Below are 25225 nucleotides of genomic sequence, written 5' to 3'. Positions count from 1 at the left end.
CCAGCTCAGCGCCCCTGCAAGGCTGGCATGGTCTGCACAAAACTTCGGCGTGCGCATCACCTGCCATGGCCACGATTGACGTTTCGGCAACCGACGGTGCTCGCCGCATCGCCCTGCAGATGCTCGAGGAGCGCGGCCGAGGCGCGGTGCTGGTGGGCGTGGCCCGGGTCGATGCCGCCCTTGAGCACCTGCTACAGGCGGTGATGGCCCCGGCACCCAACCGCGGTGATGGCCTCTTCCTGCCGGATCGGCCTTTGGGCTCCCTCGGTGCCAAGGTCGCTCTCGCTCGCCGTCTGGGCCTGATCGACGCCCCGGTGGAGCGGGCTTTCTCTGCTCTGCGCAAGCTGCGCAACGCCTTCGCGCATTCCACTGAATCGGCATCGCTGGCTGATCCTGCCCACAGCGCCCGTCTGGCCGAGATCTATGCAGAGGCCCGCACCAACCCCCTCTGGGCTCCTCTGGAAACGGTGCTGGCCGCCCAGCCACCCTCGGCCCACGGCCCCCTGGAGCCCGCCCTGCGGGACTACATCCTGCTGATCACGATCTTGGTGGCCTTCCTGGAGGCCACGGCCCAGCAGCTCAGGCCCTATCAGCCGCCAGTGGTGATGGGATTCTCTGGGGTTATCCGCAAGGAACCGGCTGGTTGATGCCAGTCCCGGAAAGGGCTTAGCGGAACTGATCGACGCCCCTGGGGTCTGGCGATCACGCCACCCGGCCTGCCCCGGCTTGCGCACCGCGCAAGGGCTGACGCGAGTCGCTCCGCGACCCTTGCGCGGCGCTGGCGGCGCCGGGGCTCAACGGCGGTGTCGTTCGCCAGCCCAGCCATGGCCGCCACTCCCCTCAGCCGCTCCTGCCCGATCCGCATCATCTCGGTGCATATCCTTGATGCCGCCGGCCAGCTGCTGCGTGTGCTCTTCCTCGATCGCGAGGGGCACATCAGCGCCCAGCCGCATTACGTGCCCCGCGAGCAGGCCCTGATCCTGGCTGCCAATCAGCAGCGGGTGCTCGGTCCCCAGGCCGAGGTGCGGGTGCTCTGAGCTCTCGGGGCCGGAGGCCCTCCGCCTCCGGCTTTCGGGTGTTGCCACACCGCCCGTGGGCTTGGGCTTCCTGGATCCATGGATGCCTCCCTCACGAGCGAGCGGGTGACGCCGCAGGTTCATCAGCGACGCGGATCACCGCAACGGCTTGACGGTTCCGGGGCGGTCCCTGGGCTGGGCACCCTGCAGCACCGGCAGTGGGGGAGGGGTTGGCCACTGGGCCGGCGCACACCCACCGCATCCCTCGGCCAGTCCTCACGCCGCATCAAGGATCGGGCCAGGCGCCCCTGGAGGCTCTGCCTCGGGGCGTCCTTGCCATGGCGCTCCGGCCGGCCGGTGGGGGTGGGGTTCTCCGCCGTCCCTCAGGTGGCTTCCCCCGCTTCCTCCTCCCGCCGCCAGAAGCCGGCAGGCCAAGCCCTCAGCCGTTCTGCCCTCAAGGCCCGCGATGCCCTGGTGCTGGAGCACCTGCCGGTGGCTGATGCCATTGCCTCAGCCACCGCCCGGCGCCTGTTCCCGCTGGTGGAGCGGGAGGATCTGATCCAGGTGGCCCGTGAGGCCCTGGTTCGCTCCGCCCCCCGCTGCAGAGCAGGGGAGCCGCCAGCTCCCTATCTGCGCCGCTGCATCACCGGGGCCCTGCAGCACCACCTGCGCGATCGGGTGCGGCTGGTGCGCATCTCCCGCCGCGAGCACGAGAAGGGCACCTGCCCGCTCGGCCACATCAGCCTCGATGCCAGCGCTGATGGCGAGCCGTGCCTGCTCGATCAGCTGGCAGCACCAGAAGTTGAGCCAGCCATCAGCGAGGCCATGAATGGCCTGGCGCTGGAGCAGCTGGTGGAGCAGCTGCCGGCAGCCCAGGCCACGGCCCTGCGGCTCACGATCCTGGAGGGCCTGTCGCTCCGCGCTGCAGCCGAGCGGCTCCAGATCAGCGCCATGTCAGTGCAGCGGGCTCAGAAAAAGGCCCTCGCTGCCCTGCGCCAGCAGCTGGTGGGAGAGGGCTGAGGCCCCTCAGCTCAGGCCTGCTCGACAACCAGCGTGGAGAGCGGCCACCAGCCGCTGCCGCCCTCGTCGTAGGCCAGCTCCATCATCGGATCGTCCTCGGGAGTCCCAGCCGCAAGGCTGAGCACCGTGGCCCCGGTCTCCGAGCTGATCAGGTCGCGCCAGCAACGCGAGCCAATCGCTGGCAGGGGTGTCGTGGTGTCAGGCATGGGTCACGGGCTCACCATCACCCGGTTGCCAGCGCCGCTGTTACTCACAGCCGCGAACTGACGCCGCTGGGGCGACCAGCACAGCGAGCGCCAGCCCAGATCAGCCGGGGAGCTGCGCACCGTCCAGTTGAGGCCATAGGCGCTGGTCATGATCCGGCTGCCGGTGCCGCTGCTGGCCACGGCCACCAGTAGCTCCCGCTCCGGCGCCCAGCAGAGGGAGGTCCAGGCGTTGTCGGCTGCCGAACTGCGGCTGGTCCAGCTGATTCCATTCGGGGAGGTCAGCACCCGATTGCCCCGGCCGCTGCTGCTCACCGCCACCAGCAGGCCCAGCTCAGCCGCCCAGCAGAGCGCCGTCCAGCTGTTGGCTGCGGCGGCCGTCCGCAGCGTCCAGCTGCGGCCATCGCTGGAGGTCATCACCCGCTGGCTCCCGCCCGTGCTGCTCACCGCCACCAGCTGCCCCAGTTGAGGCGCCCAGCAGATGGAGCGCCACTCCTGATCCGCGACAGCCGGGCCGGCTGTCCAGGTGATGCCATCGCGGCTGGTCATCACGCGGTTGCCGGTGCCGCTGCTGGCCACGGCCACCAACAAGCCCAGCGCAGGTGCCCAGCAGATCGAGGTCCAGCTGTTGTCGGCAGGCGTCTGGCGCAGGGTCCAGCTGCGGCCATTCGGTGAGGTCATCACCCGATTCCCAATACCGCTGTCGCTGACGGCGACAAACAGCCCCAGCTCGGCGGCCCAGCAGAGCGCCACCCAGTTGTGCTCCGCCGCTGATGGTTGGGGGCTCCAGCGGATGCCATCGCTTGAGGTCATCACCCGGTTACCGCTGCCGCTACCCGCTACGCAGGCGTAGAGCTGCAGCTCCGGTGACCAGCAGATCGCCTGCCAGCTGTTGTCTGCCGCCGAGCGCACGGTTGACCAAACCACACCGCTGATTCCCAGCACTGGCGGCGGGTTCAGTAGCTCCGCCAATGCCGCTGCCGGCAGTTGGTAGGTGCCGACCTGGGGCCCAGCAGGGCGGGTGATCGCCAGCAGGTCGCCTGGTTGGAGGGTCATCAGCTGCGGTGGTCAGGGCAGGGCCGGCAGGGTGCTCAGGTCCAGCGGCATGTAGTCGCCGGCCGGCTGGGCGGTGGCCAGCGCCGCCTGCAGCTGGGCCGCATCCACCACCCGCCCGGGGGTGCCGTCCCCCAGCGCCAACGGGTCGGCCAGCTGCACCACTCCGGCAGCGGCGGTGGTTGCGGGTTCAACGCTCAGCAGCGGCTGGGCGGGATCGCTCTCATCGACGGCCAGCGGTGCGGCCACCTGGATGCGGATCACGCCGGCGCCATCGGGGCCCAGGGCGGCGTTGGCACTCCAGTTGCTGCCGTCAAACAGCAGGAGATCCCCTTGGGCGATCTCCGCTCCGGCGATGCCGCTCCAGCTCGCCAGGGCAGGACCGCCGGCACTGGCCAAATACACGTCTCCAACAGCGGCATCGGCCGGGGCCTCCGCGGTGGTGGGGTCGATTGCACCCCGGTAGTGCAGTGCGCCGGGAATGGCGGCATGGAGCATGCCATCGGCATCGACCGAGAGGTTGGTGCCGGGCTTGATAGCCCCGATCGCCGCCGCCGTGGCCGGCGTGAGCATGAACGCCTTGACCTCCTCGGCAGTGGCCCGGTAGGGCGTGCTGCCGCGCTGCACCAGCAGCAGGTCGGTGGGCTGGGGCAGGGAACGGCCGGAGGTGCGGCTCTCGGTGGTGGTGGCCATGGCGATCAGTGCAGAAGGGGAGAGAGGTGGAGGGGAGAAATCAGTGCGGCAAGGGGCTGAGCAGGCGCAGGTCCAGCGCAAGCACCACCACCCCGTCGATTGAGGCAACACTCACCAGCGGCGCCAGAGCTTGCACCGAACTGACGCCCCCGGACGGGGGTGGTTCAGGGGTGCCGCCGTCCTGCAGCTGGGCCTGGCCCAGGAAGATCACCCCCTGCGGCCGGCTGCTGCTGCGGCACTGGGCCGTCAGCTCGGCCAGCACAGCCGGATCGGGAGTGGCCATTGGCGCCAGGGCAGTGCTGCTGAGCTGTTGCCAGCCCCCAGCCAGGAATGCGCTGGCCGGGGCAGCGCTGGCTGCTGGGATCAGAGCAGGGCATCCCCCAGCTCCAGGGCCGCCAGATCGGCAGGATCGCTGCTGGCGACACCCGTGCCGTCGCTGGTGGCCGTGCTGCTGCCGCTGGCCTGGGCCTCCAGTGCCGTGGCCTGCTCCACCAGTTCGGCCTTGGTCTGGCTGCCATCGAGCTCCACGCCGTAAACGGTGGAGCAGAACTCGACGATCTGGGCCTTGGTCATCGACTGGAAATCGGTGGCCTCAGTGGCCAGCAGGGCTTCTCCGTCGCTGGTGGTGGTTGCCGCTGACTCCAGCGGCTCACCGGTGGGGGCGGGCTCACCTGCTGCCGGGGCGGGTTCCGTCGCTTCCGGTTGCTCGGGCTCGAGGCCCAGCGCATCCACCAGCTCTGGCTCCGTCACCGGCGCCTCCTGCTCAGGCGGCGCCTGGCCGGGGTCCACCACAGGCTCCGGCGCGTTGTCCTCGGCATCCACCGGTGCCGGGTCATCGCCGCCGCTGGCGGGGCTGAGCAGCTGCCAGCCCAGGGCCTGCCAGCCGGCCAGGTGCACTGGCCAGATCGAGCGGGTCGCACCGTCCTTGCCGATCAGCAGCTGGCTGGGCGGCAGCCCGGAACTGTCGCCGTCTCCGCCCATCACACCGGGATCGGGGGTGACCAGTGGCCGCTGCTCCGGGCCCGATAGGCAAACAGGCGTGGATGCGGGGTTGCTGCTGTCGAGAGGCTGCAGCAGCTCCAGCGGCAGGGCCTCAGCTCCGGCCGCCACGTTGAGGGTGTCGAGTGGGTTGCCCATGGCGCTCACCTCACAGCCCTTGGTTGGCGGTGAGCGCCACGGTCATCCCCATCGGAGTGCCAGGGCTCACCGTCGCCCGCGCCAGTCGCAGGCAGGGCGGCGTGATCAGCTCGCTGTCGGCCGGGTTGATCAGCAGGGCAGCGCCGCTGATGATCGCCTCCACCTTGCCGCCAGCAGCGGGGATGGCGACGGCAGCAGCCGTGATCCAGTTGCCGGTGGTGCCATCGGCCAGCAGTGGAGCGAGCTCCAGCGTCACGGTCACCGCCTCGCTGTGGCCGGGGTGGGATGCCACCAGCACAAAGGAGCTGGTGGCATCGAGATCGGTGCCGAGGTTCACCACATCACCGCTGCTGCGGCTGTGCTCGTAGCAGTCGGTGGCGGAGTGGTTGATCCAGCCGACGAGCACCGTCTGGGCGTCGAGCAGCCGGGTGGCTTGAGAGGTCATCAGGGTTCTCCTGGATGGGGGGTGTTGGGATGAATCGTTCGTGGGTTCAGGCGCTGTCTCAGACCACCAGCGGCATGGGGGCGACGTTGAACAGGCGGGCTGCTGCCTTGCGGTTGCACACCGCAAAGCCCACGTACCAATCCACCCGCGTGCGAAATACCGGCGCGTCGTGCACTTCCCCGAAGTCCCGCACCGAGATGCCGTAGCGGCCCTCGAACGGACCCTGCAGGCCGCAGACCGCCGCATCGCCGAGCACGCAGCAGTAGATGGAGGTGGTGTCGCCCGGTTCGTCGTAACCGAGCACCGCGTTGCCCTCGGCGTCCTCCTCCACCAGCAGGATCTCGACGCCCTCGAAATAGTGCCGGCCGTCGATCACCTCGTAGAGGTCGCCGCCGGCCTGACGGGAGGCGGTGCTGATCTGGCGGCGGGCGGCCTTGCTGGCGATCAGCACCTTGTCGCCGCCGTAGCCGATCACGCTGTCGGTCAGCGCCTCCAGCGCCAGCAGGTTGAGCGTGCTGCCGCCGTTGTCGATCGTCTGGTCGTCGCCAGGCACCAGGCGCTTGCTCAGCCCGTTGAAGGCCCGCGGATCAAAGGTGTCATCGCCATTGATGATCGCGGCTTCCAGGGTGAGGCGCATCGAGCGCACCTTCATCTCGGTCTGGGCAGCGCGGGCCTCGGGGCCCTGCAGGTCCACGATCGAGCGGTCCACATCCAGGTCGCCGCCGAACAGGTGCACGAACTCCGAATCGGAGTTGATCACCCCGTAGCTCTGGCGGTAGCCCTCGTTCACTGCCCGGAAACCGACGCGCGGCAGCTTGGTTTCAGCAGGGAAGCTCAGCGAGCCGCCCACGAGGTTGCGGAAGGGCAGGCGGCGCAACAGTTCACCCTCCGCAAAGGTCTTGAGCACCGCCAGCTGTTCAGCGCGGCGGGCGTATTTCTGCGCCTCGATCAAGGTCAGGCCCAAGGGCACGCTCCCGGGGCCTGGCCCCAGTGACAACAGGATCTGTTGCCATGTCGCGCAAAGACCGGCGGCTGGTGGTCAGTTCAGGGCATGGCGTGTCGGCTGGCGGCGAGGGCAGCAGGCGCTCCGCAGGATGCCCCGTCATGGCGGGGCGCGGTGGTCGCGTCCTCTCTGCATCACCGCCATGGCCACCACACCCGTTGCCCCGGCCTGCCCGATCCGCCTGGTCTCCTTCCGTCTGTCTGCCAAGGGCAGCACGGAGGCGCGGCGCCTGTTCCTCGATGGCGAGGGGCACATCTGCGCAGATCCCCACTGGCTGCCGCGGGAGCAGGCCCTGCTGCTGGCGCACAATCAGCAGCTGATCTGGGGATCAGCTGCCCGGGTGCTCGTGCTCTAAGCCCCCCAGGGTCAGCGGGTTCGGGATCGCTGGCCCTCCCTCCCTGGCCATGGACTCCTCCAGGGCGTCCATCCAATCCGACAGGAGCCGGTGCTTGTTCTTGCCTTCCAGCGAGGCCGCCGGCACCGCCCGGGCGACGGCACCAGGCTGGAGGGCCTGAACGATGTCCACCGCATATGCCTCGTCGAGGGACTGGACCATCTCGATGCCAAAGCCCTCGTCAGTGCAGAAAAACACCGCGTAGTGGATGGGGCCTCCGGCTCAGCACAACTCCTTGGTAGCCATGCGGGTCCCCGGATGCCAGCACCTGGCGGCGTGATCAGCTCAGTGGCCACTGCGCTGGGGGTGACCGAAAGCGGTGAGATACGCCAAGAGGGGCGTGCTCAGGCTTGGCCAAGAGCAACGACCGCAGCTGCTGTGGGTGCAGAGTCTGTTGATAGCTGGAAGCAATGGCGTTGACTACTCCAACTCTCGCCTTGTGTATCGGGCTGGACAGGTGGCTTGCAGACTCATGAACCACAGCTAGCCTTGGCTCACAGCGACTCAAAAGTCAGGTGAGAGCTGGAGTTGGTTAGATAAAGGAAGCGGAGCCTACCTTGGTTAACGGAAAGAGGCACGACGATCCACCTGGTTCTCGGGACCATCCAATAAAGAGTTGGGCGTATCGCGGGACATCCTCGGCCTCTCCCTATAGTGACTGAACAAGCTGAACCCCATGACTGGACAATCCCTTTTAGAAGACCCTCTAATCAAACAGGCCATATCCAAGATATCCGAGCGATCCGAGAAGCAGACAGAAGTTGAAAAGATTCAAGCAAGCTTTGTCGACACTGGAATTATTGGACAGCTTGATAATAGAAATAGTCAAATCTTGTTTGGGCGCAGGGGCACGGGGAAGACACATGCGCTAAAGTTTCTTGAAGAGTTGCTTCGGAAGAAATCTAAATCATGCATAGTCTATATTGACTGCCGAACTCTTGGCAGTACAGCTCAGTTCTCTGATGAAAGCATAGCTCTACCAAGAAGATGCTTGATGCTCTTTAAAGACATGCTAGACCCTATTCTTAGCGAGCTTTACACCTGGATAATCTCAACTTTTACAGAAGAGGAAGGTGCATACCAATATCTTGAATATATAAGTCAACTTGAGCAGGTCGCGGTTGCACTCTCAACTTCACAGAGGAGGGATTCGATTGAAATAACAAATCAGAATGAATCGAAGAATGAGGCTGGAGCAAGTCTGAGTATTTCGGGCTCGCCAAACATAGGTCTCAAAGGCTCTCAAGTATCAAGTGGAATCACTTCCACAAAAGAGACCTATCAAGTTACTCACCAAGAAAAGATTCACTTTCCAGACCTGCATGTGCAACTCTCCAGCCTTCTAGATGAAACCAAGTCCGAGCTAGTCGTTTTAATTGATGAATGGGCCTCCATTCCTATTGACTTACAACCCTTCTTGGCAGAATTTCTAAGGAGAGGGCTGCTTCCTGTCACAAGATGTACTCTAAAGATAGCGTCACTAGAACATAGATCCTCGTTTCGCACTCGCCTAAACGACAATGATATCGGACTTGAAGTCGGCGCGGACATTTCTGCGGGACTGGACCTTGATGATTACTATGTCCTCGATAGAAATCAGAACCAAGTCCTGTCCTTCTACGCTAGCATATTGTTTAGACATTTACAGATTTATTTACCGGGCGATTACTTGAGTGATCAATACTCCATTAACACCTCTACTGATTTCATCGCGGCATGCTTTTCAAGTGAAGAATCTTTTAAGGAAATCGCGAGAGCTGCCGAGGGAGTAGTTCGTGACTTGATTAATATCTTCAGACTTGCTTTCTTTAATTCTGCAAAACGCGGTAGGCCAAAGATAGATAAGTCTGCAATCAGGAACGAAGCTCGTGAATGGTATGAAAAAGATAAGTCAGCCTATCTTGACGATAAAATGGAGGAAGTGCTGACTCGCATTATCCATGATGTGATTGGTACGCGGCAAGCAAGAGCATTTCTGGCATCGCGAACAGTTCAAAAACATCCATTGTTGCAGCGATTATTTGACGCGCGCGTTTTACACCTTGTGCAACGTGGATATGCCGACAAGGACAACCCAGGGGTAAGATACAATATATACTGTATTGACTATGGGGCTTATGTCGATCTTATAGGAACAAAAAGCCAGCCACAGCTTGATCTTGTTTTGGAGGAAGATGCTGAAACGTCTGCAGACGGCCCAATAGTTCCACTGGACGACAAGCGAAGCATTAGGCGTATTATTCTTCCAGAAGAAATTTTAGATTAGCCATCCAATTATACGCGGCTTTGACCCCCAACAACAAGATGCATCGGGCGGCAAGCGAGGGTAATTGCTATATTTCGAAGATGCGTACCGCCGCTGATCTTGAGCGTTGTAACCACATCTGAGGGCGGGTCCCGCGCAGTAGAGATCGTGGAACAGGTGATCAGCGCCGGTCAGCCGGTGCTGTAACGAGGCTGGCAAGGGCAGTGGTCAGCACCACGACCGATGACCACCACGATGAGCGCCGAGCGGTTTGCCGATCGCTTCCGCTTCTACCGCGACCAGCCGCAGCAACAACGCGGCGGGACCTATCAGGGAAGTTGTCCGCTCGGGGTGCTGAGCTGAGCACCGAGATGGACTGTACTGCGAGTTGAGGTTCAGGGGCCGCACGGCCGGGGTGTTGTTGTCATCGATGGCTGTCTTCGGTCGGGGTTGGGGCGTCCGGCCCCTGATCGCGGCTGTTGCCGATCGCGCCCTTGGAGGGGCGCCATCGGACAGCCACGGGGGCCTGGATTGTTGAGGGTCAAGCAGCCACAGGTTTCTGCGGTCGGGGATGGTTGATGCTCACAACCTGTGGCTGTAACCAGTTGCGGGGTGGCCGGCTCCAGCGCTGAGGATGCCTCTGCCGAGCTTCCTCATAGGTCTGTTGGCGGATGGCGCAGATCGCGTCAGCCTGGCCGTAATGGCGCTGATTGGGCGTCACGTACTTGATGCCGCTGTGCCGGTGCTCAGCGTTGTACCACTCGACAAAGCCATCCACCCAGGCTTTCACCGAAAGCAGATCCCGGAATCGCCTGAGCGGATAACTCTGGTGGTATTTCATCGTGCGGAACCACGACTCGGCATAGGCGTTGTCATTGCTGACGCGTGGCCTCGAGAACGAAAGCGACACCCCCAGCTCCGCCATCTTGGCCGCCAGAGTGAATGAGCGCATGGGGGCGCCATTGTCCGAGTGCAGGACCGCAGCAGTCTCCTTGCTGATCCCTTCATCGCGGCAGACACGATCAAAGAATGCGCTGGCCAACTCGCTACATTCATGCTCATGCACCTCTGCGCCGAGGATGCGCCGGCTCCATACATCCATCACCATGTAGAGGTAATAGAACTGCCCCTTCACGGGGCCGGGGAGGAGGGTGATATCCCAGGCCAGTACTTGATGGATGCCCGTTGCTTCCAACACCGGAACCTCCCTGGGCTCACGCGGCAGGCGGGTTCTGCCACGGTGGTTCAGCAGACCCTCTTGCCGCATGATGCGGTAAATCGTGGACTCTGAACCCACATAGATTCGCTCCTCGGCAAGGATGGCCACGATCTGGGCGGGAGTGAGGTCCGCGAATCGCGGATCATTGACGATGTGAATTAAGCGCTGCCGCTCTTCTGGTGTGAATCGGTGCGCCACATTCCGTGGAGATCCTTTGCGGCGATCCTGGCTGAATCCATGTGTCTGGAACGCAATGCCCCAGCGCCGTAGCGTGCGTGAGCAGATACCGATCAGATCTGCAATCGCCGTGGCAGAAGCCCCTTCTTTGAGACCTTCTCGGAACAATTCCATCAGCTGGCTTCTATCCTCTGGCGGGATCATTGTTCCTCGTCCCGTGGCCACAGCTGATCGAGCTTTTTTGAGAGCATCAGCAGTGTTGCCGCCTCCGAGAGAGCCTTCTCCTTCTTCTCCAATTCGCGTTGTAAGCGGCGATTCTGGCGAATCAGCTCCTGATTCTTACGCTGAAGTTCTCGCTGATCAGCCATGCTCGGAGCGCTGGGGCCATTGGCATCCTCGGCGGCCTGCCGCCAGCGGGCAAGCTGTTTGGGGTAGAGGCCCCGCTCACGGCAGAAGGCCCCGAGATCAGGGCCACTCAGGCCGGCCGCCTGGATCACAGCGGCCAGCTTGTCGAGAGCGCTCCACTGCTCCGGCGGCTTGGTGGTGGCTGGCACGAGCTGACCCTGCTTCTGCCACTGGCTGCGCCAGTTGTAGAGGGTCTGGGTCGTGATCCCGGTGGAGCGGGCGATCTCGGCCACGCTCTCCCGGTTTGGCGGGCTCATGCGCTGGCGGACTTGGTCCCGCACAGCGGTGTCATAGGTCGGTTTCATGGTCGTCGGTTTGGCCCCCTGGTGGATGGGTCAGACCGAGCGGACAACTTTCCTGACGCAGGGGGCGGCGTGCAGCAGCTGTATGCCGCCATCAGCAGCAGCGACCAGGGCAGCGCGATCCTCGATGAGCAGGCGCCCTGGGCAGTCACCTTCAGTGAGCAGCCACCCCAGCCGCCAGCTCCAGCCGGTGGCCTCGATCCCCGCGGCTCAGAGGAGGTCGGCATGGTCGGCCCACAGAAGCCGGCACCGGTCAGGCCCCAGGGCTGATTCAAAGTGTGTCACAGGTGCTCTGGCCTGAGCCGCCGGCATGGGGTTTGTTGGGTGGTATCGCCCCTTCCTTGTGCCCGAAACCGCCTCTGCCGCAACTGATCTTGATCTGATCAGCTTCCTCAAGGCGATACCGGATGCGCGCATGCGGCGTGGGGTGCGCATTCCGGCCTGGTACCTGCTGCTGGTGGCGGTGCTGGGCATCCTGAGCGGCTGCGAAAGCCTGCGGGATCTGGAACGCTTTGCCCGTCGGCACCACGGCGTACTCACCGAGGCGCTGGGCCTGGAGCTGCGGCGGCCCCCATCGGATTCAGCGTTCCGCTACTTCTTCCTGCAGGTGGATGTGGCGGCCCTGTGCGCGGCCATCCGTGATTGGACGATCGCCCAGATCCCAGGTGGTGCAGCGGATCTCGATCAGCTGGTGTGTGACGGCAAGACCCTGAGGGGCTCGATCGAGACCACACCCGCCGGTGGTTCGGCGTTCATTGCCCAGGTGACGCTGTACTCAGCTGCCTTGGGTGTGGCGATCTCTCAGGCCTGCTACGCCACTGGCGCGAACCACGAGCGGGCAGTGCTGAAACAGCTGCTGGGCGAGCTCGACCTGGAGGGGGTACTGATCCAGGCGGATGCGCTCCACACCCAGAAACCTTTTTTCAACAGCTCACCGAGCAGGGGGCCGACTTCCTCCTGACGGTGAAAGCCAACCAGAAGACACTGCATCGCCAGATCCGATGCCAGTTTCAGGGGAAACGCCACATCCCTTTGGTGGCAACGGATCATGAGATCAGCCACGGCCGCGACATCACCTGGACGCTCCGCGCCAAAGCGGCACCGGAGCACATCCGTGAGGCCTGGAGCGGCACCAGTTGGATTGTGGAGATGGCCGCCGTCGGGACCCGCGACGGCAAGACCTTCCGGAGCGGCGTCCCAGCAAGTGGTGTAACTCAGGAGGATCAGCCCCGGCGTAGCCGGGGCTGACGGCTCACCTCCCTCAGATTTCAGCTGTGGCAATGGGTGGGCCGGTCTGTGACCCTGTTCGGAGAACTACCACCAAACCGAACACAGACCATGACCCTCACCCATAGTGGCGCCTCCGAGCTGAGCCAGCTCATGGAGGGCACCACCGCTGGCGCCCTGATCCCAGAGATCGTGCGCCGGGGTTTCCAGGACCTGCTGGAAGCCGAGGTTTCTGCCCTCACGGGCGCTCAACTCCATGAGCGCTGCCCCGATCAGCGCTCCACCCATCGCAACGGCTACCGGGAGCGGCTGCTCACCACCCAGGTGGGCGACCTCAGCCTGGCCATTCCCAGGTTGCGGCAGGGCAGCTTCTTTCCCAGCTGGCTGGAGCCACGCCGCCGGGTGGACAAGGCGCTCTACGCCGTGGTGATGGAGGCCTACACCGGCGGGATCTCCACCCGCAAGGTCGACGCCCTGGTGGAGGCGCTGGGCGGGGCCAGCGGCATCTCCAAATCGGAGGTGAGCCGCATCTGCCAGGGGCTCGATGAGCAGGTGAAAGCCTTTCTGGGCCGGCCGCTTGACCATGCCCGCTTTCCCTACGTCTACCTCGACGCCACCTACCTCCACGGCCGCCTGGGCCGAAATATGCAGGTGGTGTCGCGGGCGGTGGTGGTGGCGATCGGCATCAATGCCCTCGGCTACCGCGAAGTTCTCGGCATTGCCGTGGGCGACAGCGAGGCGGAGGGCTTCTGGCGTCAGTTCCTGGGCTCACTCAAGGAGCGTGGCCTCGACGGCACCCGCCTGGAGCGGCGTCCCAGCAAGTGGTGTAACTCAGGAGGATCAGCCCCGGCGTAGCCGGGGCTGACGGCTCACCTCCCTCAGATTTCAGCTGTGGCAATGGGTGGGCCGGTCTGTGACCCTGTTCGGAGAACTACCACCAAACCGAACACAGACCATGACCCTCACCCATAGTGGCGCCTCCGAGCTGAGCCAGCTCATGGAGGGCACCACCGCTGGCGCCCTGATCCCAGAGATCGTGCGCCGGGGTTTCCAGGACCTGCTGGAAGCCGAGGTTTCTGCCCTCACGGGCGCTCAACTCCATGAGCGCTGCCCCGATCAGCGCTCCACCCATCGCAACGGCTACCGGGAGCGGCTGCTCACCACCCAGGTGGGCGACCTCAGCCTGGCCATTCCCAGGTTGCGGCAGGGCAGCTTCTTTCCCAGCTGGCTGGAGCCACGCCGCCGGGTGGACAAGGCGCTCTACGCCGTGGTGATGGAGGCCTACACCGGCGGGATCTCCACCCGCAAGGTCGACGCCCTGGTGGAGGCGCTGGGCGGGGCCAGCGGCATCTCCAAATCGGAGGTGAGCCGCATCTGCCAGGGGCTCGATGAGCAGGTGAAAGCCTTTCTGGGCCGGCCGCTTGACCATGCCCGCTTTCCCTACGTCTACCTCGACGCCACCTACCTCCACGGCCGCCTGGGCCGAAATATGCAGGTGGTGTCGCGGGCGGTGGTGGTGGCGATCGGCATCAATGCCCTCGGCTACCGCGAAGTTCTCGGCATTGCCGTGGGCGACAGCGAGGCGGAGGGCTTCTGGCGTCAGTTCCTGGGCTCACTCAAGGAGCGTGGCCTCGACGGCACCCGCCTGGTGATCTCGGATGCCCACCTGGGCCTGACGGCAGCGATCAAGCGGATGTTCCAGGGCAGTAGCTGGCAGAGGTGCCGGGTGCACTTCCTGCGCAACCTGCTGAGCCATGTGCCCAAGGCCGGCCAGGACATGGTGGCCGCTGCCATGAAAGCGGTGTTCGTGATCCAGGCTCCAGATCAGGTGCGCGCCCACTGGCAGCGGGTCACCGAGATGCTGCGCAAGCAGTTCCCCGGCGCCGTGCCCGTGATGGAAGCCGCCCGGGACGACGTGCTGGCCTTCCTGCACTTCCCCCAGGAGCACTGGCGCAAGGTCTGGAGCACCAACCCGCTCGAGCGCCTCAACAAGGAGATCAAACGCCGCACCAACGTGGTCGGCATCTTCCCCAATGATCCAGCGATCGTGCGCCTGGTGGGCAGCCAGCTGCTGGAGCAGCAGGAGGAATGGCAGCTGGAGCGTCGCCGCTTCTTCTCTGAGGCCACCATGGCCAAGATCCCAGAGCCAGAAGAGCCCTTGGAGCTCACCGATGCAGATCCGAACGCCCAGCCGGCTGCAACCATCAGCTGAAGCGCACCAGCTTCTACCTCGATCTACACAGAACACATCGATCGCTGAGTTGCCAATTCAGCGATCAGGGTTCATAATGGATCAATGGAGCTGCGCAATCAGCTTCCAAGCAGTCATCCCCTGACTGCTCCTGTTCACCCTCCGGAGAGGGTCACAGGACCTCCTGAGTTACACCACTCGGAGGGGCGCTACCCCATGGCGAACGATCCGTTCGTTGCAGTCGTTGATCACTGACTCTGGCAGGCGCTTCCGGAAATAGACCATCATCGATGGATCGAACGGTGCGCAGAACTGGAATGCTTCCAATCCAATGAAGAATTGAAGGTACGGATTCTCCTTGATCTGCTCGACCAGCTCTTCGTCTGTGATCACCAGGCGAGCCTTGATGATCAGTGCACCCAGTGCCATTCGAAATGGCTTGGCAGGCGCCCCAAAGCCTTTGCAGAACTGCGACGCGTAGTCGTCCTCCAACTCATTCCAGGGAATGAGCTCCGCGAGCTTGATCCAGCGATTTTCCCCAGAGAGCTGGCCACCGAACGGCAAGAAGAAATCCTCAAACGAGAGCTGATGACGATGCTCGCGTCGATACATGTGGAAAACTCTGGGCTGCTTTTCGGCGATATCGAGCCGAATTGCGTACATTCTACAGTCGAAGACTGTTCAGATCCATTGCAGTGCAGCTGCTCTGCCCTTTCTCAGGAGGCCCTAAGTCAATCCATGCCAACATCAGATAGGACAGGAATTTTCAATACGCTTGGCTCAGCTCAAAATGACTGAATTAGGCGATTAGGAATCCCAGAAAGAGTCTGAGAGCCAGGTGACTTAACAACCAAAGATGATTATGAAAGACAGCAGAGACTGCCTTATTTCTCAGTAGCCAATAAATTATAATATTTTATTATCATGAAGTTAGAATAAAGTATAAGATTATATACATAGAATCGGGCCCTTCAAGGGAGACTCGTCAGCGTCAATAGGTCGTATAACCTTGGCTTACGACTTCAATACGCATTCAGGAATGGGGTCAAGCAAAAGAGCAGATAATACAAATCAAATGAAGTTCAATCGTGCAACAAGCCAAGCTCGAAAGCCCTGCCAAGGTTTTTAATAGTCGGTGAAAGTTTTTGAAACTCTTTAGAGAGCTCACTGGGAACGCTCAATACCTCTTCTTGAGAGGCGCCAATTTCCTTGTTGTGTTGGTAAACCAGCTGACAGTTGGCAAAATAGCCGTCCACAAGAGAGAGGCAAGCTGGAAACTTAACAGGTTCAGTAGCAGATTGAAAAGTGTGCTGATCTGAGGACATGGATAATAAGTCAATTAACATAAGGCCTTGGCCTGTCGTCATCTTAAAGGTCAAGTCATCAGATGGACAGGTTGATACACCTCTTCACATATGTAGTAAATATTACATAAATTATTCAAGCCATGATCGCTTGCATAGTGTTTCAGGAATCGAACAGGGTGGCCGGCTGAATGGACCTGTGAGCAGCAGCATCTTCAAATCGACAGCGGCGTCCCAGCAAGTGGTGTAACTCAGGAGGATCAGCCCCGGCGTAGCCGGGGCTGACGGCTCACCTCCCTCAGATTTCAGCTGTGGCAATGGGTGGGCCGGTCTGTGACCCTGTTCGGAGAACTACCACCAAACCGAACACAGACCATGACCCTCACCCATAGTGGCGCCTCCGAGCTGAGCCAGCTCATGGAGGGCACCACCGCTGGCGCCCTGATCCCAGAGATCGTGCGCCGGGGTTTCCAGGACCTGCTGGAAGCCGAGGTTTCTGCCCTCACGGGCGCTCAACTCCATGAGCGCTGCCCCGATCAGCGCTCCACCCATCGCAACGGCTACCGGGAGCGGCTGCTCACCACCCAGGTGGGCGACCTCAGCCTGGCCATTCCCAGGTTGCGGCAGGGCAGCTTCTTTCCCAGCTGGCTGGAGCCACGCCGCCGGGTGGACAAGGCGCTCTACGCCGTGGTGATGGAGGCCTACACCGGCGGGATCTCCACCCGCAAGGTCGACGCCCTGGTGGAGGCGCTGGGCGGGGCCAGCGGCATCTCCAAATCGGAGGTGAGCCGCATCTGCCAGGGGCTCGATGAGCAGGTGAAAGCCTTTCTGGGCCGGCCGCTTGACCATGCCCGCTTTCCCTACGTCTACCTCGACGCCACCTACCTCCACGGCCGCCTGGGCCGAAATATGCAGGTGGTGTCGCGGGCGGTGGTGGTGGCGATCGGCATCAATGCCCTCGGCTACCGCGAAGTTCTCGGCATTGCCGTGGGCGACAGCGAGGCGGAGGGCTTCTGGCGTCAGTTCCTGGGCTCACTCAAGGAGCGTGGCCTCGACGGCACCCGCCTGGTGATCTCGGATGCCCACCTGGGCCTGACGGCAGCGATCAAGCGGATGTTCCAGGGCAGTAGCTGGCAGAGGTGCCGGGTGCACTTCCTGCGCAAGGTAGCGCCCCTCCGAGTGGTGTAACTCAGGAGGTCCTGTGACCCTCTCCGGAGGGTGAACAGGAGCAGTCAGGGGATGACTGCTTGGAAGCTGATTGCGCAGCTCCATTGATCCATTATGAACCCTGATCGCTGAATTGGCAACTCAGCGATCGATGTGTTCTGTGTAGATCGAGGTAGAAGCTGGTGCGCTTCAGCTGATGGTTGCAGCCGGCTGGGCGTTCGGATCTGCATCGGTGAGCTCCAAGGGCTCTTCTGGCTCTGGGATCTTGGCCATGGTGGCCTCAGAGAAGAAGCGGCGACGCTCCAGCTGCCATTCCTCCTGCTGCTCCAGCAGCTGGCTGCCCACCAGGCGCACGATCGCTGGATCATTGGGGAAGATGCCGACCACGTTGGTGCGGCGTTTGATCTCCTTGTTGAGGCGCTCGAGCGGGTTGGTGCTCCAGACCTTGCGCCAGTGCTCCTGGGGGAAGTGCAGGAAGGCCAGCACGTCGTCCCGGGCGGCTTCCATCACGGGCACGGCGCCGGGGAACTGCTTGCGCAGCATCTCGGTGACCCGCTGCCAGTGGGCGCGCACCTGATCTGGAGCCTGGATCACGAACACCGCTTTCATGGCAGCGGCCACCATGTCCTGGCCGGCCTTGGGCACATGGCTCAGCAGGTTGCGCAGGAAGTGCACCCGGCACCTCTGCCAGCTACTGCCCTGGAACATCCGCTTGATCGCTGCCGTCAGGCCCAGGTGGGCATCCGAGATCACCAGGCGGGTGCCGTCGAGGCCACGCTCCTTGAGTGAGCCCAGGAACTGACGCCAGAAGCCCTCCGCCTCGCTGTCGCCCACGGCAATGCCGAGAACTTCGCGGTAGCCGAGGGCATTGATGCCGATCGCCACCACCACCGCCCGCGACACCACCTGCATATTTCGGCCCAGGCGGCCGTGGAGGTAGGTGGCGTCGAGGTAGACGTAGGGAAAGCGGGCATGGTCAAGCGGCCGGCCCAGAAAGGCTTTCACCTGCTCATCGAGCCCCTGGCAGATGCGGCTCACCTCCGATTTGGAGATGCCGCTGGCCCCGCCCAGCGCCTCCACCAGGGCGTCGACCTTGCGGGTGGAGATCCCGCCGGTGTAGGCCTCCATCACCACGGCGTAGAGCGCCTTGTCCACCCGGCGGCGTGGCTCCAGCCAGCTGGGAAAGAAGCTGCCCTGCCGCAACCTGGGAATGGCCAGGCTGAGGTCGCCCACCTGGGTGGTGAGCAGCCGCTCCCGGTAGCCGTTGCGATGGGTGGAGCGCTGATCGGGGCAGCGCTCATGGAGTTGAGCGCCCGTGAGGGCAGAAACCTCGGCTTCCAGCAGGTCCTGGAAACCCCGGCGCACGATCTCTGGGATCAGGGCGCCAGCGGTGGTGCCCTCCATGAGCTGGCTCAGCTCGGAGGCGCCACTATGGGTGAGGGTCATGGTCTGTGTTCGGTTTGGTGGTAGTTCTCCGAACAGGGTCACAGACCGGCCCACCCATTGCCACAGCTGAAATCTGAGGGAGGTGAGCCGTCAGCCCCGGCTACGCCGGGGCTGATCCTCCTGAGTTACACCACTTGCTGGGACGCCGCTCTGCGCAACCTGCTGAGCCATGTGCCCAAGGCCGGCCAGGACATGGTGGCCGCTGCCATGAAAGCGGTGTTCGTGATCCAGGCTCCAGATCAGGTGCGCGCCCACTGGCAGCGGGTCACCGAGATGCTGCGCAAGCAGTTCCCCGGCGCCGTGCCCGTGATGGAAGCCGCCCGGGACGACGTGCTGGCCTTCCTGCACTTCCCCCAGGAGCACTGGCGCAAGGTCTGGAGCACCAACCCGCTCGAGCGCCTCAACAAGGAGATCAAACGCCGCACCAACGTGGTCGGCATCTTCCCCAATGATCCAGCGATCGTGCGCCTGGTGGGCAGCCAGCTGCTGGAGCAGCAGGAGGAATGGCAGCTGGAGCGTCGCCGCTTCTTCTCTGAGGCCACCATGGCCAAGATCCCAGAGCCAGAAGAGCCCTTGGAGCTCACCGATGCAGATCCGAACGCCCAGCCGGCTGCAACCATCAGCTGAAGCGCACCAGCTTCTACCTCGATCTACACAGAACACATCGATCGCTGAGTTGCCAATTCAGCGATCAGGGTTCATAATGGATCAATGGAGCTGCGCAATCAGCTTCCAAGCAGTCATCCCCTGACTGCTCCTGTTCACCCTCCGGAGAGGGTCACAGGACCTCCTGAGTTACACCACTCGGAGGGGCGCTACCAAATCGACGCGCATGCTGCTGGAAATGACCCAGCACGCTGTACTTGGCACCATCCGGGGACCTGCATGACAACGATAAGGTCAGCATTCCAACACATAAAGCTGCACGATATGTTTGAGGTGTGCTAGTGATAGTTTAGGACTCATATCTTAACAAGCACTAGGCGTGCGAGTCCAGGCAAAAAAGAGCACTGGATTGCAACATTAAAGCTAGTATTAATTAAGAATAATAAAGACCACTTTTCAGGAAACAGCATTTAACGGCCGAAAGGCATAAGCAAGTCTGATCACAGAAAAGCTAACGACAGACCAAAGAGTTCTAAGAATAAAACTTATGGTGAGGACCATGAAACTTCTTCAAAGTCGGCACTTTCCCCCCTCTATCAAAAAGAGGACAACCCGAATTCCCGAACCTTGTAACTACACGGGTGTCAGATGGGATCGATTGATGCGACCTGTGTACAAGGACTTCAAGGCTGATGTCCACCAGCGGAAGGGTCTTCGCACAATCAGAGTCTGCGGAGTTGCCCTGGAGCGGTGACTTTCAGGGAAGGTGTCACTCCTTCGCTGCCACTCAGGCGGCCTGGATTAAGAGTAGCGCCAGGATCGGTATTGGGTCTTCTTCTGGTGGCTTGTTGATCCACACTTCTTCGGATTGACGCCAGCAGCGGGTGCTTCGGCTCCAGCGTCTTGGATGGGAGTGACGGGCCTTCTCGTAGACCTCGGCTCGCTGTTGGCAAATTGCCTTCGCGGCTCCACTGTGGCGCTGGTGGGGCGTCACGAAATTGATGCCACTGCGGTGGTGCCGGTGGTTGTACCAATCCACAAAGGCCGCCACCCACTCGCACGCCTCGTCTTTGCCGGCAAAGGGCCGGCTCGGGTAGTCGGGCCGGTACTTGACCGTTCGGAACAAGGATTCCGAGTAGGGGTTGTCATTGGAGACTCTCGGCCTGGAGAAGGATCTGAGCACTCCCATTTCCTCCAGGCGTGATTCCAGCGTGGCTCCGCGCATGGCGTTGCCGTTGTCGGCGTGGAGGACCAGGGGCTGGTGGCCCTGACGGCGGCCAAAGCCGCTGGGCCCCCGGTAGCGCTCCTTGAGACAGGCCCGCTGCACCAGATCCGCCGCGATCTCAGCCGACTCCACCTCGGCCACATCCCAGGCCACCACCTTGCGACTCCAGACGTCGACCACCAGATAGAGATACAGCCACACACCCCGCACCGTGGTCGGCAAAAAGCTGATATCCCAGCTCCAAACCCGGTTTGGGCCATCCGCCCTGAGGCGCGGCACGGAGCGCGGTTCCTGCGGCAGCCGGGCCCGCCCACGTCGGTGGCACTGCCCTGCCTGGTGCAAGACCCGATAGAAGCTGCTCTCGGAGCCGATGTAGAGGCCCTGATCCGCCAGCGCCGGCACGATCTGACCCGGCGGCAGCGAGGTGTACTCCGGCTGGTTGCACGTCAGCAGGATCCGCTGGCGCTCCTCCTCACTCAGACGGTGAACGACCAGGCGAGGACTGCCTTTACGGCGGTCCTCACTGAGGGGGTCGGGGTTTTCTGGACCAGGGCCATCGTTAACCTCTGAGGCGGGGCACCGCCCCGACTGTCAAGCGACATCCGCTTTTGGTCCTCCGGCGACACGAAAACTGGTCCACCTGATGGCTTGCTGATGGGGGCCTTACGGCTGCCCTTGGATCGGTGTTTCATCGGTGGGTGTCGTGTCGTTGTTGTTGGCTGCGGCATCTGTGCCGCTTGATCCGGGTTCCCCTTAGGCCTTCTCACCGGGCGGTGGTGGCCGTAGGCCAGCGCTGTCCGGTGAGGAGGAACCGCCCGCCTGCGGGCGGATCAGGCCGCTGCGCCGCTTCTCCCTGAGCCGGTAGCTGTCGCCCCGGATCGTCAGCACGTGGCTGTGGTGCAGCAGCCGGTCGAGGATCGCTGTGGCGACCACCTGATCGCCAAACACCTCGCCCCATTCCATGACGGGGCGGTTGGAGGTGATCAGCACGCTGCCGCGCTGGTAGCAGCGGGAGATCAGCTGGAAGAACAGGTACGCAGCGTTCGGCTCCAGCGGCAGGTAGCCCAGCTCATCGATGATCAGCAGCCGGGTTTTGGCGTACTGCGTCAGCCGGCCCTCCAGGGCGTGCTGCGCCTGGGCCTTGGCCAGGGCGCTGATCAGCTCCATGGCACCGACGTACTGGACGCTGTGACCGAGACGCACCGCCTCCCGGCCCAGCGCCACCGCCAGGTGGGTCTTGCCCACACCCGGCGGCCCGAGCAGCAGCAGGGTGTCGCCGTTGGCCACCCAGCGGCAGGTGGCCAACTCACGGATCTGGGCCGGGTCGATCGACGGCTGGGCCTCGAAATCGAACGCTTCCAGCGTGCGCACATAGGGGAAGCGCGCCAGCCGCAGCGCCATCTCCATCCGCAGCTGGTCTTTGCGTGCCACCTCGGCCGCGCACAGCCAGGCCAGGGCCTCGCGCAGGTTCATCTCCCGCCTTGCCGCTTCCTCCAGCAGCGCATCGAGGCGGTCGCGGATTGCTGGGAGCCGTAGGCGGGTGAGCATTGCCTCCAGCTCCTCGGTCGGTACCGGTGGTATCGCCGCTGTGGATCGGTTGCGTGGGTTGGTGGGACTCATGCCGCCACCTCCCCGATCAGCTCGGCATAAACCGCCAGAGGCCGGGCCAGTTCAGAGCTGCGGACCGGGCGCTGCTCCTGATCACGTCTTGCGTTGCCATCCCGCAGCGATCGCTCCGCCTCGCGCTGCTGCCGTTGCGGCAGCAGGCCCTCCCAATGGCCGTCGATCACCTGGCGGCTGCGGCTACCGGGCCGCTGGCGCCTGTGCTCAGCGACGATCCGGCCGCCGTGGCGGATCAGTACCTGTTGATCGCGCACCAGCACGCTCACCCGCTGACGGATCAGCGCCTGCGGCGCCGAGTACCAGTTCGCCTCCACCTCCACGCAGCAGTCGCTGTGCACGATCCGCACCAGCTCCCGCTCCGCCAGGAACGACGGCTTGGCCTCCAGCGGCTGCAACGCCTGGGCTTCTGCCCGCACAAACCGGTCCAGCGGCGCCTCGCCGGTGGTGCCGTGCACCCGCAGGTCGGCCACCTCGCGGGTCCAGCGCACCAGATGGGCCTCAAACTCCGCCCAGCTGCTGAACTCCCGCCCAGCGATGGCGTTCCTCTTGACGTACGCCACCCCACGCTCGTCCTTGCCTTTGGTTCTGGCCCGGTACGGCCGACAGGCACGGGGCTTGAACCCCCAGTAACGGGCGAACTCCTCCAGCCGCTCGGCAAAAACCAGGATGTTGCGCTCGGGATCGTGCTGGCTCACCAGCGCACGGGCGTTATCCACCAGCACCTCCTGCGGTACCCCGCCCCAGTGGCGGAAACCCTCCTCCAGGGCCTGGAGCCAGTGGTCCTGCTTCTCGCTGCGGAATGCCCGCACCAGCAGCCGGCGCGAGTACCCCAGGGTGAGCACCGCCAGGTGCACCCGCACCCGCTCGCCGCCAATGCTCACCAGGCACTGGCCAAAGTCTGCCTGCAGTTGCCGGCCCGGCGGGGTCTCAAACCGCACCGTCGCCAGGGCCGCGTTGCGCAGCTCCCGCCGCCACGGCTCCACGGCACGCTCCACTGTCCGCAGGCTCACCTCGATTCCCTTCTCACTGGCCAGCTCCTGCCGCACCACATCGGCATTGCCGCGGTGGGCCATAAACCGCTGCCGCAGCCACTCCCGTTGGCCATCGAGAACCGTGTTGCGGCAGGGCTTCCCGTAGGGCTGCCAGCCACCCTGCCGCAGGTACTTGCGCACCGTCTCCGGTGAACAGCCCAGTTCTTTAGCAATCCGCCTCCGGCCCCAACCTGCTGCCGATAGCCGTCGCATCGCCTCCACGTCCTGAGGGGTCTGCACAGCTGTCTCCAGAACCATCGGCTCCAGAGATGGCGCCCCTGCGCTGCCCTTGTCGTCCTGCCTGGCTCGCTCCACGGGGTGGACCAGTTTTCGTGTCGCCTCCGGACCAGTTTTCGCTGTCGCCTGACACCGACCCGGGGTTCCCCACCGATGAGCAAGCGCAGAACCCACAGTCCCGAGTTCAAGGCCCGTGTGGCCATGGAGGCCATCTCCGGCCGTAAGACCCTTCAAGAGATCGCTGCTGACCACGCCATCCACCCAATCCAGGTGAGTCAGTGGAAAAAGCAACTTCTGGAGGGCGCTGCCGATCTGTTCAGCAGAGGCAGAAAGGACAAAGAGAAAGGAGATCAACAAGCCAGAGAGGCTGAACTCTTTCAGGAAATCGGCAAGCTCAAGATGGAGTTGGAGTGGCTTAAAAAAAAGTCTCAGCTGCTCGACCGTCCATGAATTACGCAGACTGGTTGATCAGCACCATCCACAGCTCTCGGTTCGGCGACAGTGTGAGCTGCTTGGACTCCCGAAATCCACCCTCTACTACAGGCCGGCGCCGGTCAGAGCCGACACTCTCAGAATCATGGCCAGGATTGATGCCTGGTATCTGGAAGATCCTGCTTCCGGCAGCCGCCGCATGGTCGACTACCTGGCCGCCGACGGGATCAAGGTGGGGCGTGACCGGGTACGACTCCTCATGCGGCGCATGGGGTTACGGGCTGTCTACCCAAAATCCAGGACGACCATTCCCGTCGATCCAGCGGAACGATTTCCGTGCCTTGTGGACCTGGAGGAGATCAAGGCACCGGATGAGATCTGGGCAACCGATATCACCTACATCCCTCTGCGGAAGGGCTTCCTCTACCTGGTGGCCATCATCGATCTTTACTCACGTCATGTGCTCAGCTGGAGGCTGTCCAACAGCCTTGACACGGAGTTCTGCCTGGAAGCCCTGGAGATGGCCCTGGGGAGTGGCCGCAAGCCCAGTGTCTTCCACTCCGACCAAGGCTGTCAGTTCACCTCGTCAGACTTCGTGGAGCGGCTTCGAAAGGAAAAGATCAAGATCAGCTGGTCAGGTCGGAAGCGCTGTTTTGACAACATCCTGGTGGAACGCCTGTGGCGAACAGTCAAGTACGAGGAGGTGTATATCAGGGCCTATGAGGATGGCTGGGATGCGGAGATCAGCCTCGCTCGCTTTCTCTGGAGGTACTGCCATGTAAGACCTCACCGATCACTGGGAGGCAGAACTCCCTATGTGGTCTATACTGAGACAACAACTGACCCATCCCGCTCAGAGTTAACGATCACTGAGCCCGTATTGGTCCAGTAAAAGCCAACCACCTCACACCGTCCCCATCACCCAGAAAGGCCTTCCGCCAGCGTTTGAGGGTACGCAGGCAGATGCCGATCTCACCGCAGACACTCACCAGGCCGGCACCAGCGGCATTCGCCTCGCCGATCAGCTCGATCACCTTCCGCCGGTGCGCGGCGCACGTCAGCCTTCCGCGTCCTCCGAGCAGAAGGCCTCCCACTTTTTTCGCAGCACCAGCAATGCCGCCGCCTCCGCCAGGGCCTTCTCCTTGCGCTGCAGCTCCTTCTTGAGGGCCTTGATCTCGCGCTGGTCCTGGGCTCGGAGCCTTTCGAGCTCCTTCTGCTCGGCCATCGTCAGCAGCGGCTTGGCGTTGGCATCCTGGGCTGCCTGCCGCCAACGGCTCACCTGCTCAGGAAACAGCCCCCGCTCACGGCAGTAGGCACTGAGCTCGGTGGCGTTGAGGCCAGCGGTCTCGAGCACCCGGGACCTATCAGGGAAGTTGTCCGCTCGGGGTGCTGAGCTGAGCACCGAGATGGACTGTACTGCGAGT

28 protein-coding genes and 3 pseudogenes are annotated in these 25225 nt (G+C 63.0%); 14 read left to right on the top strand and 17 right to left on the bottom strand.

Annotated elements, in window-relative coordinates; all coding sequences use genetic code 11:
* Nucleotides 1-65 precede the first annotated feature (65 nt).
* From I1E95_RS15930 to I1E95_RS15920, 3 genes are all read left to right on the top strand, one after another.
* Nucleotides 66-647 (top strand): hypothetical protein, encoded by a 582-nt coding sequence (locus tag I1E95_RS15930; RefSeq protein WP_197163912.1) that lies wholly within the window; start codon nt 66-68, stop codon nt 645-647.
* 156 nt (nt 648-803) lie between these two features.
* On the top strand, nt 804-1037 hold the full coding sequence (locus I1E95_RS15925; protein WP_231594705.1) for a hypothetical protein: 234 nt from the start codon (nt 804-806) through the stop codon (nt 1035-1037).
* Nucleotides 1038-1115: 78 nt separating this feature from the next.
* The gene (locus I1E95_RS15920; RefSeq protein ID WP_231594704.1) at nt 1116-2036 is read left to right on the top strand and encodes a sigma-70 family RNA polymerase sigma factor; all 921 of its coding nucleotides are present in this window, start codon (nt 1116-1118) and stop codon (nt 2034-2036) included.
* A gap of 11 nt (nt 2037-2047) precedes the next feature.
* Here I1E95_RS15920 and I1E95_RS15915 read toward each other — a convergent pair whose 3' ends face one another.
* From I1E95_RS15915 to I1E95_RS15885, 7 genes are all read right to left on the bottom strand, one after another.
* On the bottom strand, nt 2048-2242 hold the full coding sequence (locus I1E95_RS15915) for a hypothetical protein (protein WP_197163908.1): 195 nt from the start codon (nt 2240-2242) through the stop codon (nt 2048-2050).
* A 3-nt stretch (nt 2243-2245) separates the two neighbouring features.
* Nucleotides 2246-3295: a hypothetical protein gene (locus tag I1E95_RS15910; protein ID WP_197163906.1), complete on the bottom strand. Its 1050-nt coding sequence runs from the start codon at nt 3293-3295 to the stop codon at nt 2246-2248.
* A gap of 12 nt (nt 3296-3307) precedes the next feature.
* Nucleotides 3308-3985: a hypothetical protein gene (locus I1E95_RS15905; protein ID WP_197163904.1), complete on the bottom strand. Its 678-nt coding sequence runs from the start codon at nt 3983-3985 to the stop codon at nt 3308-3310.
* A 40-nt stretch (nt 3986-4025) separates the two neighbouring features.
* Nucleotides 4026-4268, bottom strand: coding sequence for a hypothetical protein (locus I1E95_RS15900; protein WP_197163902.1), 243 nt, complete (start codon nt 4266-4268; stop codon nt 4026-4028).
* An 80-nt stretch (nt 4269-4348) separates the two neighbouring features.
* Nucleotides 4349-5122, bottom strand: a complete 774-nt coding sequence (locus I1E95_RS15895; RefSeq protein ID WP_197163901.1) for a hypothetical protein — start codon at nt 5120-5122, stop codon at nt 4349-4351.
* Nucleotides 5123-5132: 10 nt separating this feature from the next.
* A complete protein-coding gene (locus I1E95_RS15890) occupies nt 5133-5567 on the bottom strand; it encodes a hypothetical protein (protein WP_197163899.1) in 435 nt (144 codons plus the stop codon).
* A 58-nt stretch (nt 5568-5625) separates the two neighbouring features.
* Complete coding sequence (locus tag I1E95_RS15885) at nt 5626-6531, bottom strand: major capsid protein (RefSeq protein ID WP_370594559.1); 906 nt, start codon at nt 6529-6531, stop codon at nt 5626-5628.
* A gap of 181 nt (nt 6532-6712) precedes the next feature.
* Here I1E95_RS15885 and I1E95_RS15880 point away from each other — a divergent pair, with 181 nt between their 5' ends.
* Nucleotides 6713-6925 carry a hypothetical protein gene (locus I1E95_RS15880; RefSeq protein ID WP_197163895.1) on the top strand — a complete coding sequence of 71 codons (213 nt, stop codon included), beginning with the start codon at nt 6713-6715 and terminating at the stop codon, nt 6923-6925.
* Here the strand turns inward: I1E95_RS15880 and I1E95_RS15875 are convergent.
* Complete coding sequence (locus I1E95_RS15875) at nt 6899-7162, bottom strand: hypothetical protein (protein WP_231594702.1); 264 nt, start codon at nt 7160-7162, stop codon at nt 6899-6901. The genes I1E95_RS15880 and I1E95_RS15875 overlap by 27 nt on opposite strands.
* A 478-nt stretch (nt 7163-7640) precedes the next feature.
* Between I1E95_RS15875 and I1E95_RS15870 the strand changes: the two genes are divergently transcribed.
* On the top strand, nt 7641-9230 hold the full coding sequence (locus I1E95_RS15870; protein ID WP_197163892.1) for a hypothetical protein: 1590 nt from the start codon (nt 7641-7643) through the stop codon (nt 9228-9230).
* A gap of 520 nt (nt 9231-9750) precedes the next feature.
* Here I1E95_RS15870 and I1E95_RS15865 read toward each other — a convergent pair.
* A complete protein-coding gene (locus tag I1E95_RS15865) occupies nt 9751-10809 on the bottom strand; it encodes an IS3 family transposase (protein ID WP_231594669.1) in 1059 nt (352 codons plus the stop codon).
* Nucleotides 10806-11315, bottom strand: coding sequence for a transposase (locus tag I1E95_RS17035; protein ID WP_231594670.1), 510 nt, complete (start codon nt 11313-11315; stop codon nt 10806-10808). The genes I1E95_RS15865 and I1E95_RS17035 overlap by 4 nt, the downstream gene beginning before the upstream one ends.
* Before the next feature lie 69 nt (nt 11316-11384).
* Between I1E95_RS17035 and I1E95_RS15860 the strand changes: the two genes are divergently transcribed.
* The 5 genes and pseudogenes from I1E95_RS15860 (at nt 11385) to I1E95_RS15840 (ending at nt 14751) form a co-directional block, all read left to right on the top strand.
* Nucleotides 11385-11582, top strand: coding sequence for a hypothetical protein (locus I1E95_RS15860; protein ID WP_197163890.1), 198 nt, complete (start codon nt 11385-11387; stop codon nt 11580-11582).
* A gap of 40 nt (nt 11583-11622) precedes the next feature.
* Nucleotides 11623-12273 carry an ISAs1 family transposase gene (locus I1E95_RS15855; protein ID WP_197163523.1) on the top strand — a complete coding sequence of 217 codons (651 nt, stop codon included), beginning with the start codon at nt 11623-11625 and terminating at the stop codon, nt 12271-12273.
* A gap of 74 nt (nt 12274-12347) precedes the next feature.
* On the top strand, nt 12348-12560 hold the full coding sequence (locus I1E95_RS15850; protein ID WP_197163889.1) for a hypothetical protein: 213 nt from the start codon (nt 12348-12350) through the stop codon (nt 12558-12560).
* A 90-nt stretch (nt 12561-12650) separates the two neighbouring features.
* Nucleotides 12651-13343 (top strand): annotated as a pseudogene (locus tag I1E95_RS15845) (IS256 family transposase); the annotation flags it as partial.
* A 151-nt stretch (nt 13344-13494) separates the two neighbouring features.
* Nucleotides 13495-14751, top strand: coding sequence for an IS256 family transposase (locus I1E95_RS15840; RefSeq protein WP_197161565.1), 1257 nt, complete (start codon nt 13495-13497; stop codon nt 14749-14751).
* 192 nt (nt 14752-14943) lie between these two features.
* Here I1E95_RS15840 and I1E95_RS15835 read toward each other — a convergent pair.
* Nucleotides 14944-15342 (bottom strand): annotated as a pseudogene (locus I1E95_RS15835) (transposase); the annotation flags it as partial.
* A 470-nt stretch (nt 15343-15812) separates the two neighbouring features.
* A complete protein-coding gene (locus tag I1E95_RS15830; protein WP_197163885.1) occupies nt 15813-16109 on the bottom strand; it encodes a hypothetical protein in 297 nt (98 codons plus the stop codon).
* A gap of 300 nt (nt 16110-16409) precedes the next feature.
* Here I1E95_RS15830 and I1E95_RS15825 point away from each other — a divergent pair.
* Nucleotides 16410-17201: pseudogene (locus tag I1E95_RS15825) on the top strand (IS256 family transposase); the annotation flags it as partial.
* A 189-nt stretch (nt 17202-17390) separates the two neighbouring features.
* Here the strand turns inward: I1E95_RS15825 and I1E95_RS15820 are convergent.
* Nucleotides 17391-18647: an IS256 family transposase gene (locus I1E95_RS15820; protein WP_197161565.1), complete on the bottom strand. Its 1257-nt coding sequence runs from the start codon at nt 18645-18647 to the stop codon at nt 17391-17393.
* A 57-nt stretch (nt 18648-18704) separates the two neighbouring features.
* Between I1E95_RS15820 and I1E95_RS15815 the strand changes: the two genes are divergently transcribed.
* Nucleotides 18705-19274, top strand: a complete 570-nt coding sequence (locus tag I1E95_RS15815; RefSeq protein ID WP_197163881.1) for a transposase — start codon at nt 18705-18707, stop codon at nt 19272-19274.
* Between the two features lie 766 nt (nt 19275-20040).
* Here I1E95_RS15815 and I1E95_RS15810 read toward each other — a convergent pair.
* The 3 genes from I1E95_RS15810 to istA all read right to left on the bottom strand — a co-directional run bounded on the left by I1E95_RS15810 (nt 20041) and on the right by istA (nt 23447).
* Nucleotides 20041-20880 carry a DDE-type integrase/transposase/recombinase gene (locus I1E95_RS15810; protein ID WP_231594701.1) on the bottom strand — a complete coding sequence of 280 codons (840 nt, stop codon included), beginning with the start codon at nt 20878-20880 and terminating at the stop codon, nt 20041-20043.
* 351 nt (nt 20881-21231) lie between these two features.
* On the bottom strand, nt 21232-22098 hold the full coding sequence (gene istB / locus I1E95_RS15805) for an IS21-like element helper ATPase IstB (protein WP_197163513.1): 867 nt from the start codon (nt 22096-22098) through the stop codon (nt 21232-21234).
* Entirely contained in the window at nt 22095-23447 is a 1353-nt protein-coding gene (istA, locus tag I1E95_RS15800; RefSeq protein ID WP_197163515.1) for an IS21 family transposase, read from the bottom strand. Before istA ends, istB begins: the two co-directional genes overlap by 4 nt.
* A gap of 75 nt (nt 23448-23522) precedes the next feature.
* Here istA and I1E95_RS17030 point away from each other — a divergent pair, with 75 nt between their 5' ends.
* Together I1E95_RS17030 and I1E95_RS15795 are read left to right on the top strand one after the other, a co-directional pair.
* Nucleotides 23523-23819 (top strand): transposase, encoded by a 297-nt coding sequence (locus tag I1E95_RS17030; protein ID WP_231594700.1) that lies wholly within the window; start codon nt 23523-23525, stop codon nt 23817-23819.
* Nucleotides 23719-24693, top strand: a complete 975-nt coding sequence (locus I1E95_RS15795) for an IS3 family transposase (protein ID WP_370594598.1) — start codon at nt 23719-23721, stop codon at nt 24691-24693. Before I1E95_RS17030 ends, I1E95_RS15795 begins: the two co-directional genes overlap by 101 nt.
* A 165-nt stretch (nt 24694-24858) precedes the next feature.
* Here I1E95_RS15795 and I1E95_RS15790 read toward each other — a convergent pair whose 3' ends face one another.
* Nucleotides 24859-25155: a hypothetical protein gene (locus I1E95_RS15790; protein WP_197163879.1), complete on the bottom strand. Its 297-nt coding sequence runs from the start codon at nt 25153-25155 to the stop codon at nt 24859-24861.
* Between the last annotated feature and the right edge of the window lie 70 nt (nt 25156-25225).

Source organism: Synechococcus sp. CBW1107 (assembly GCF_015841355.1).
In the GTDB taxonomy this organism is placed as follows: Bacteria; Cyanobacteriota; Cyanobacteriia; order PCC-6307; family Cyanobiaceae; genus Regnicoccus_A.
The sequence above is the reverse complement of the archived record's forward strand: the minus strand, read 5'-3'. Positions and strand labels throughout refer to the sequence as shown.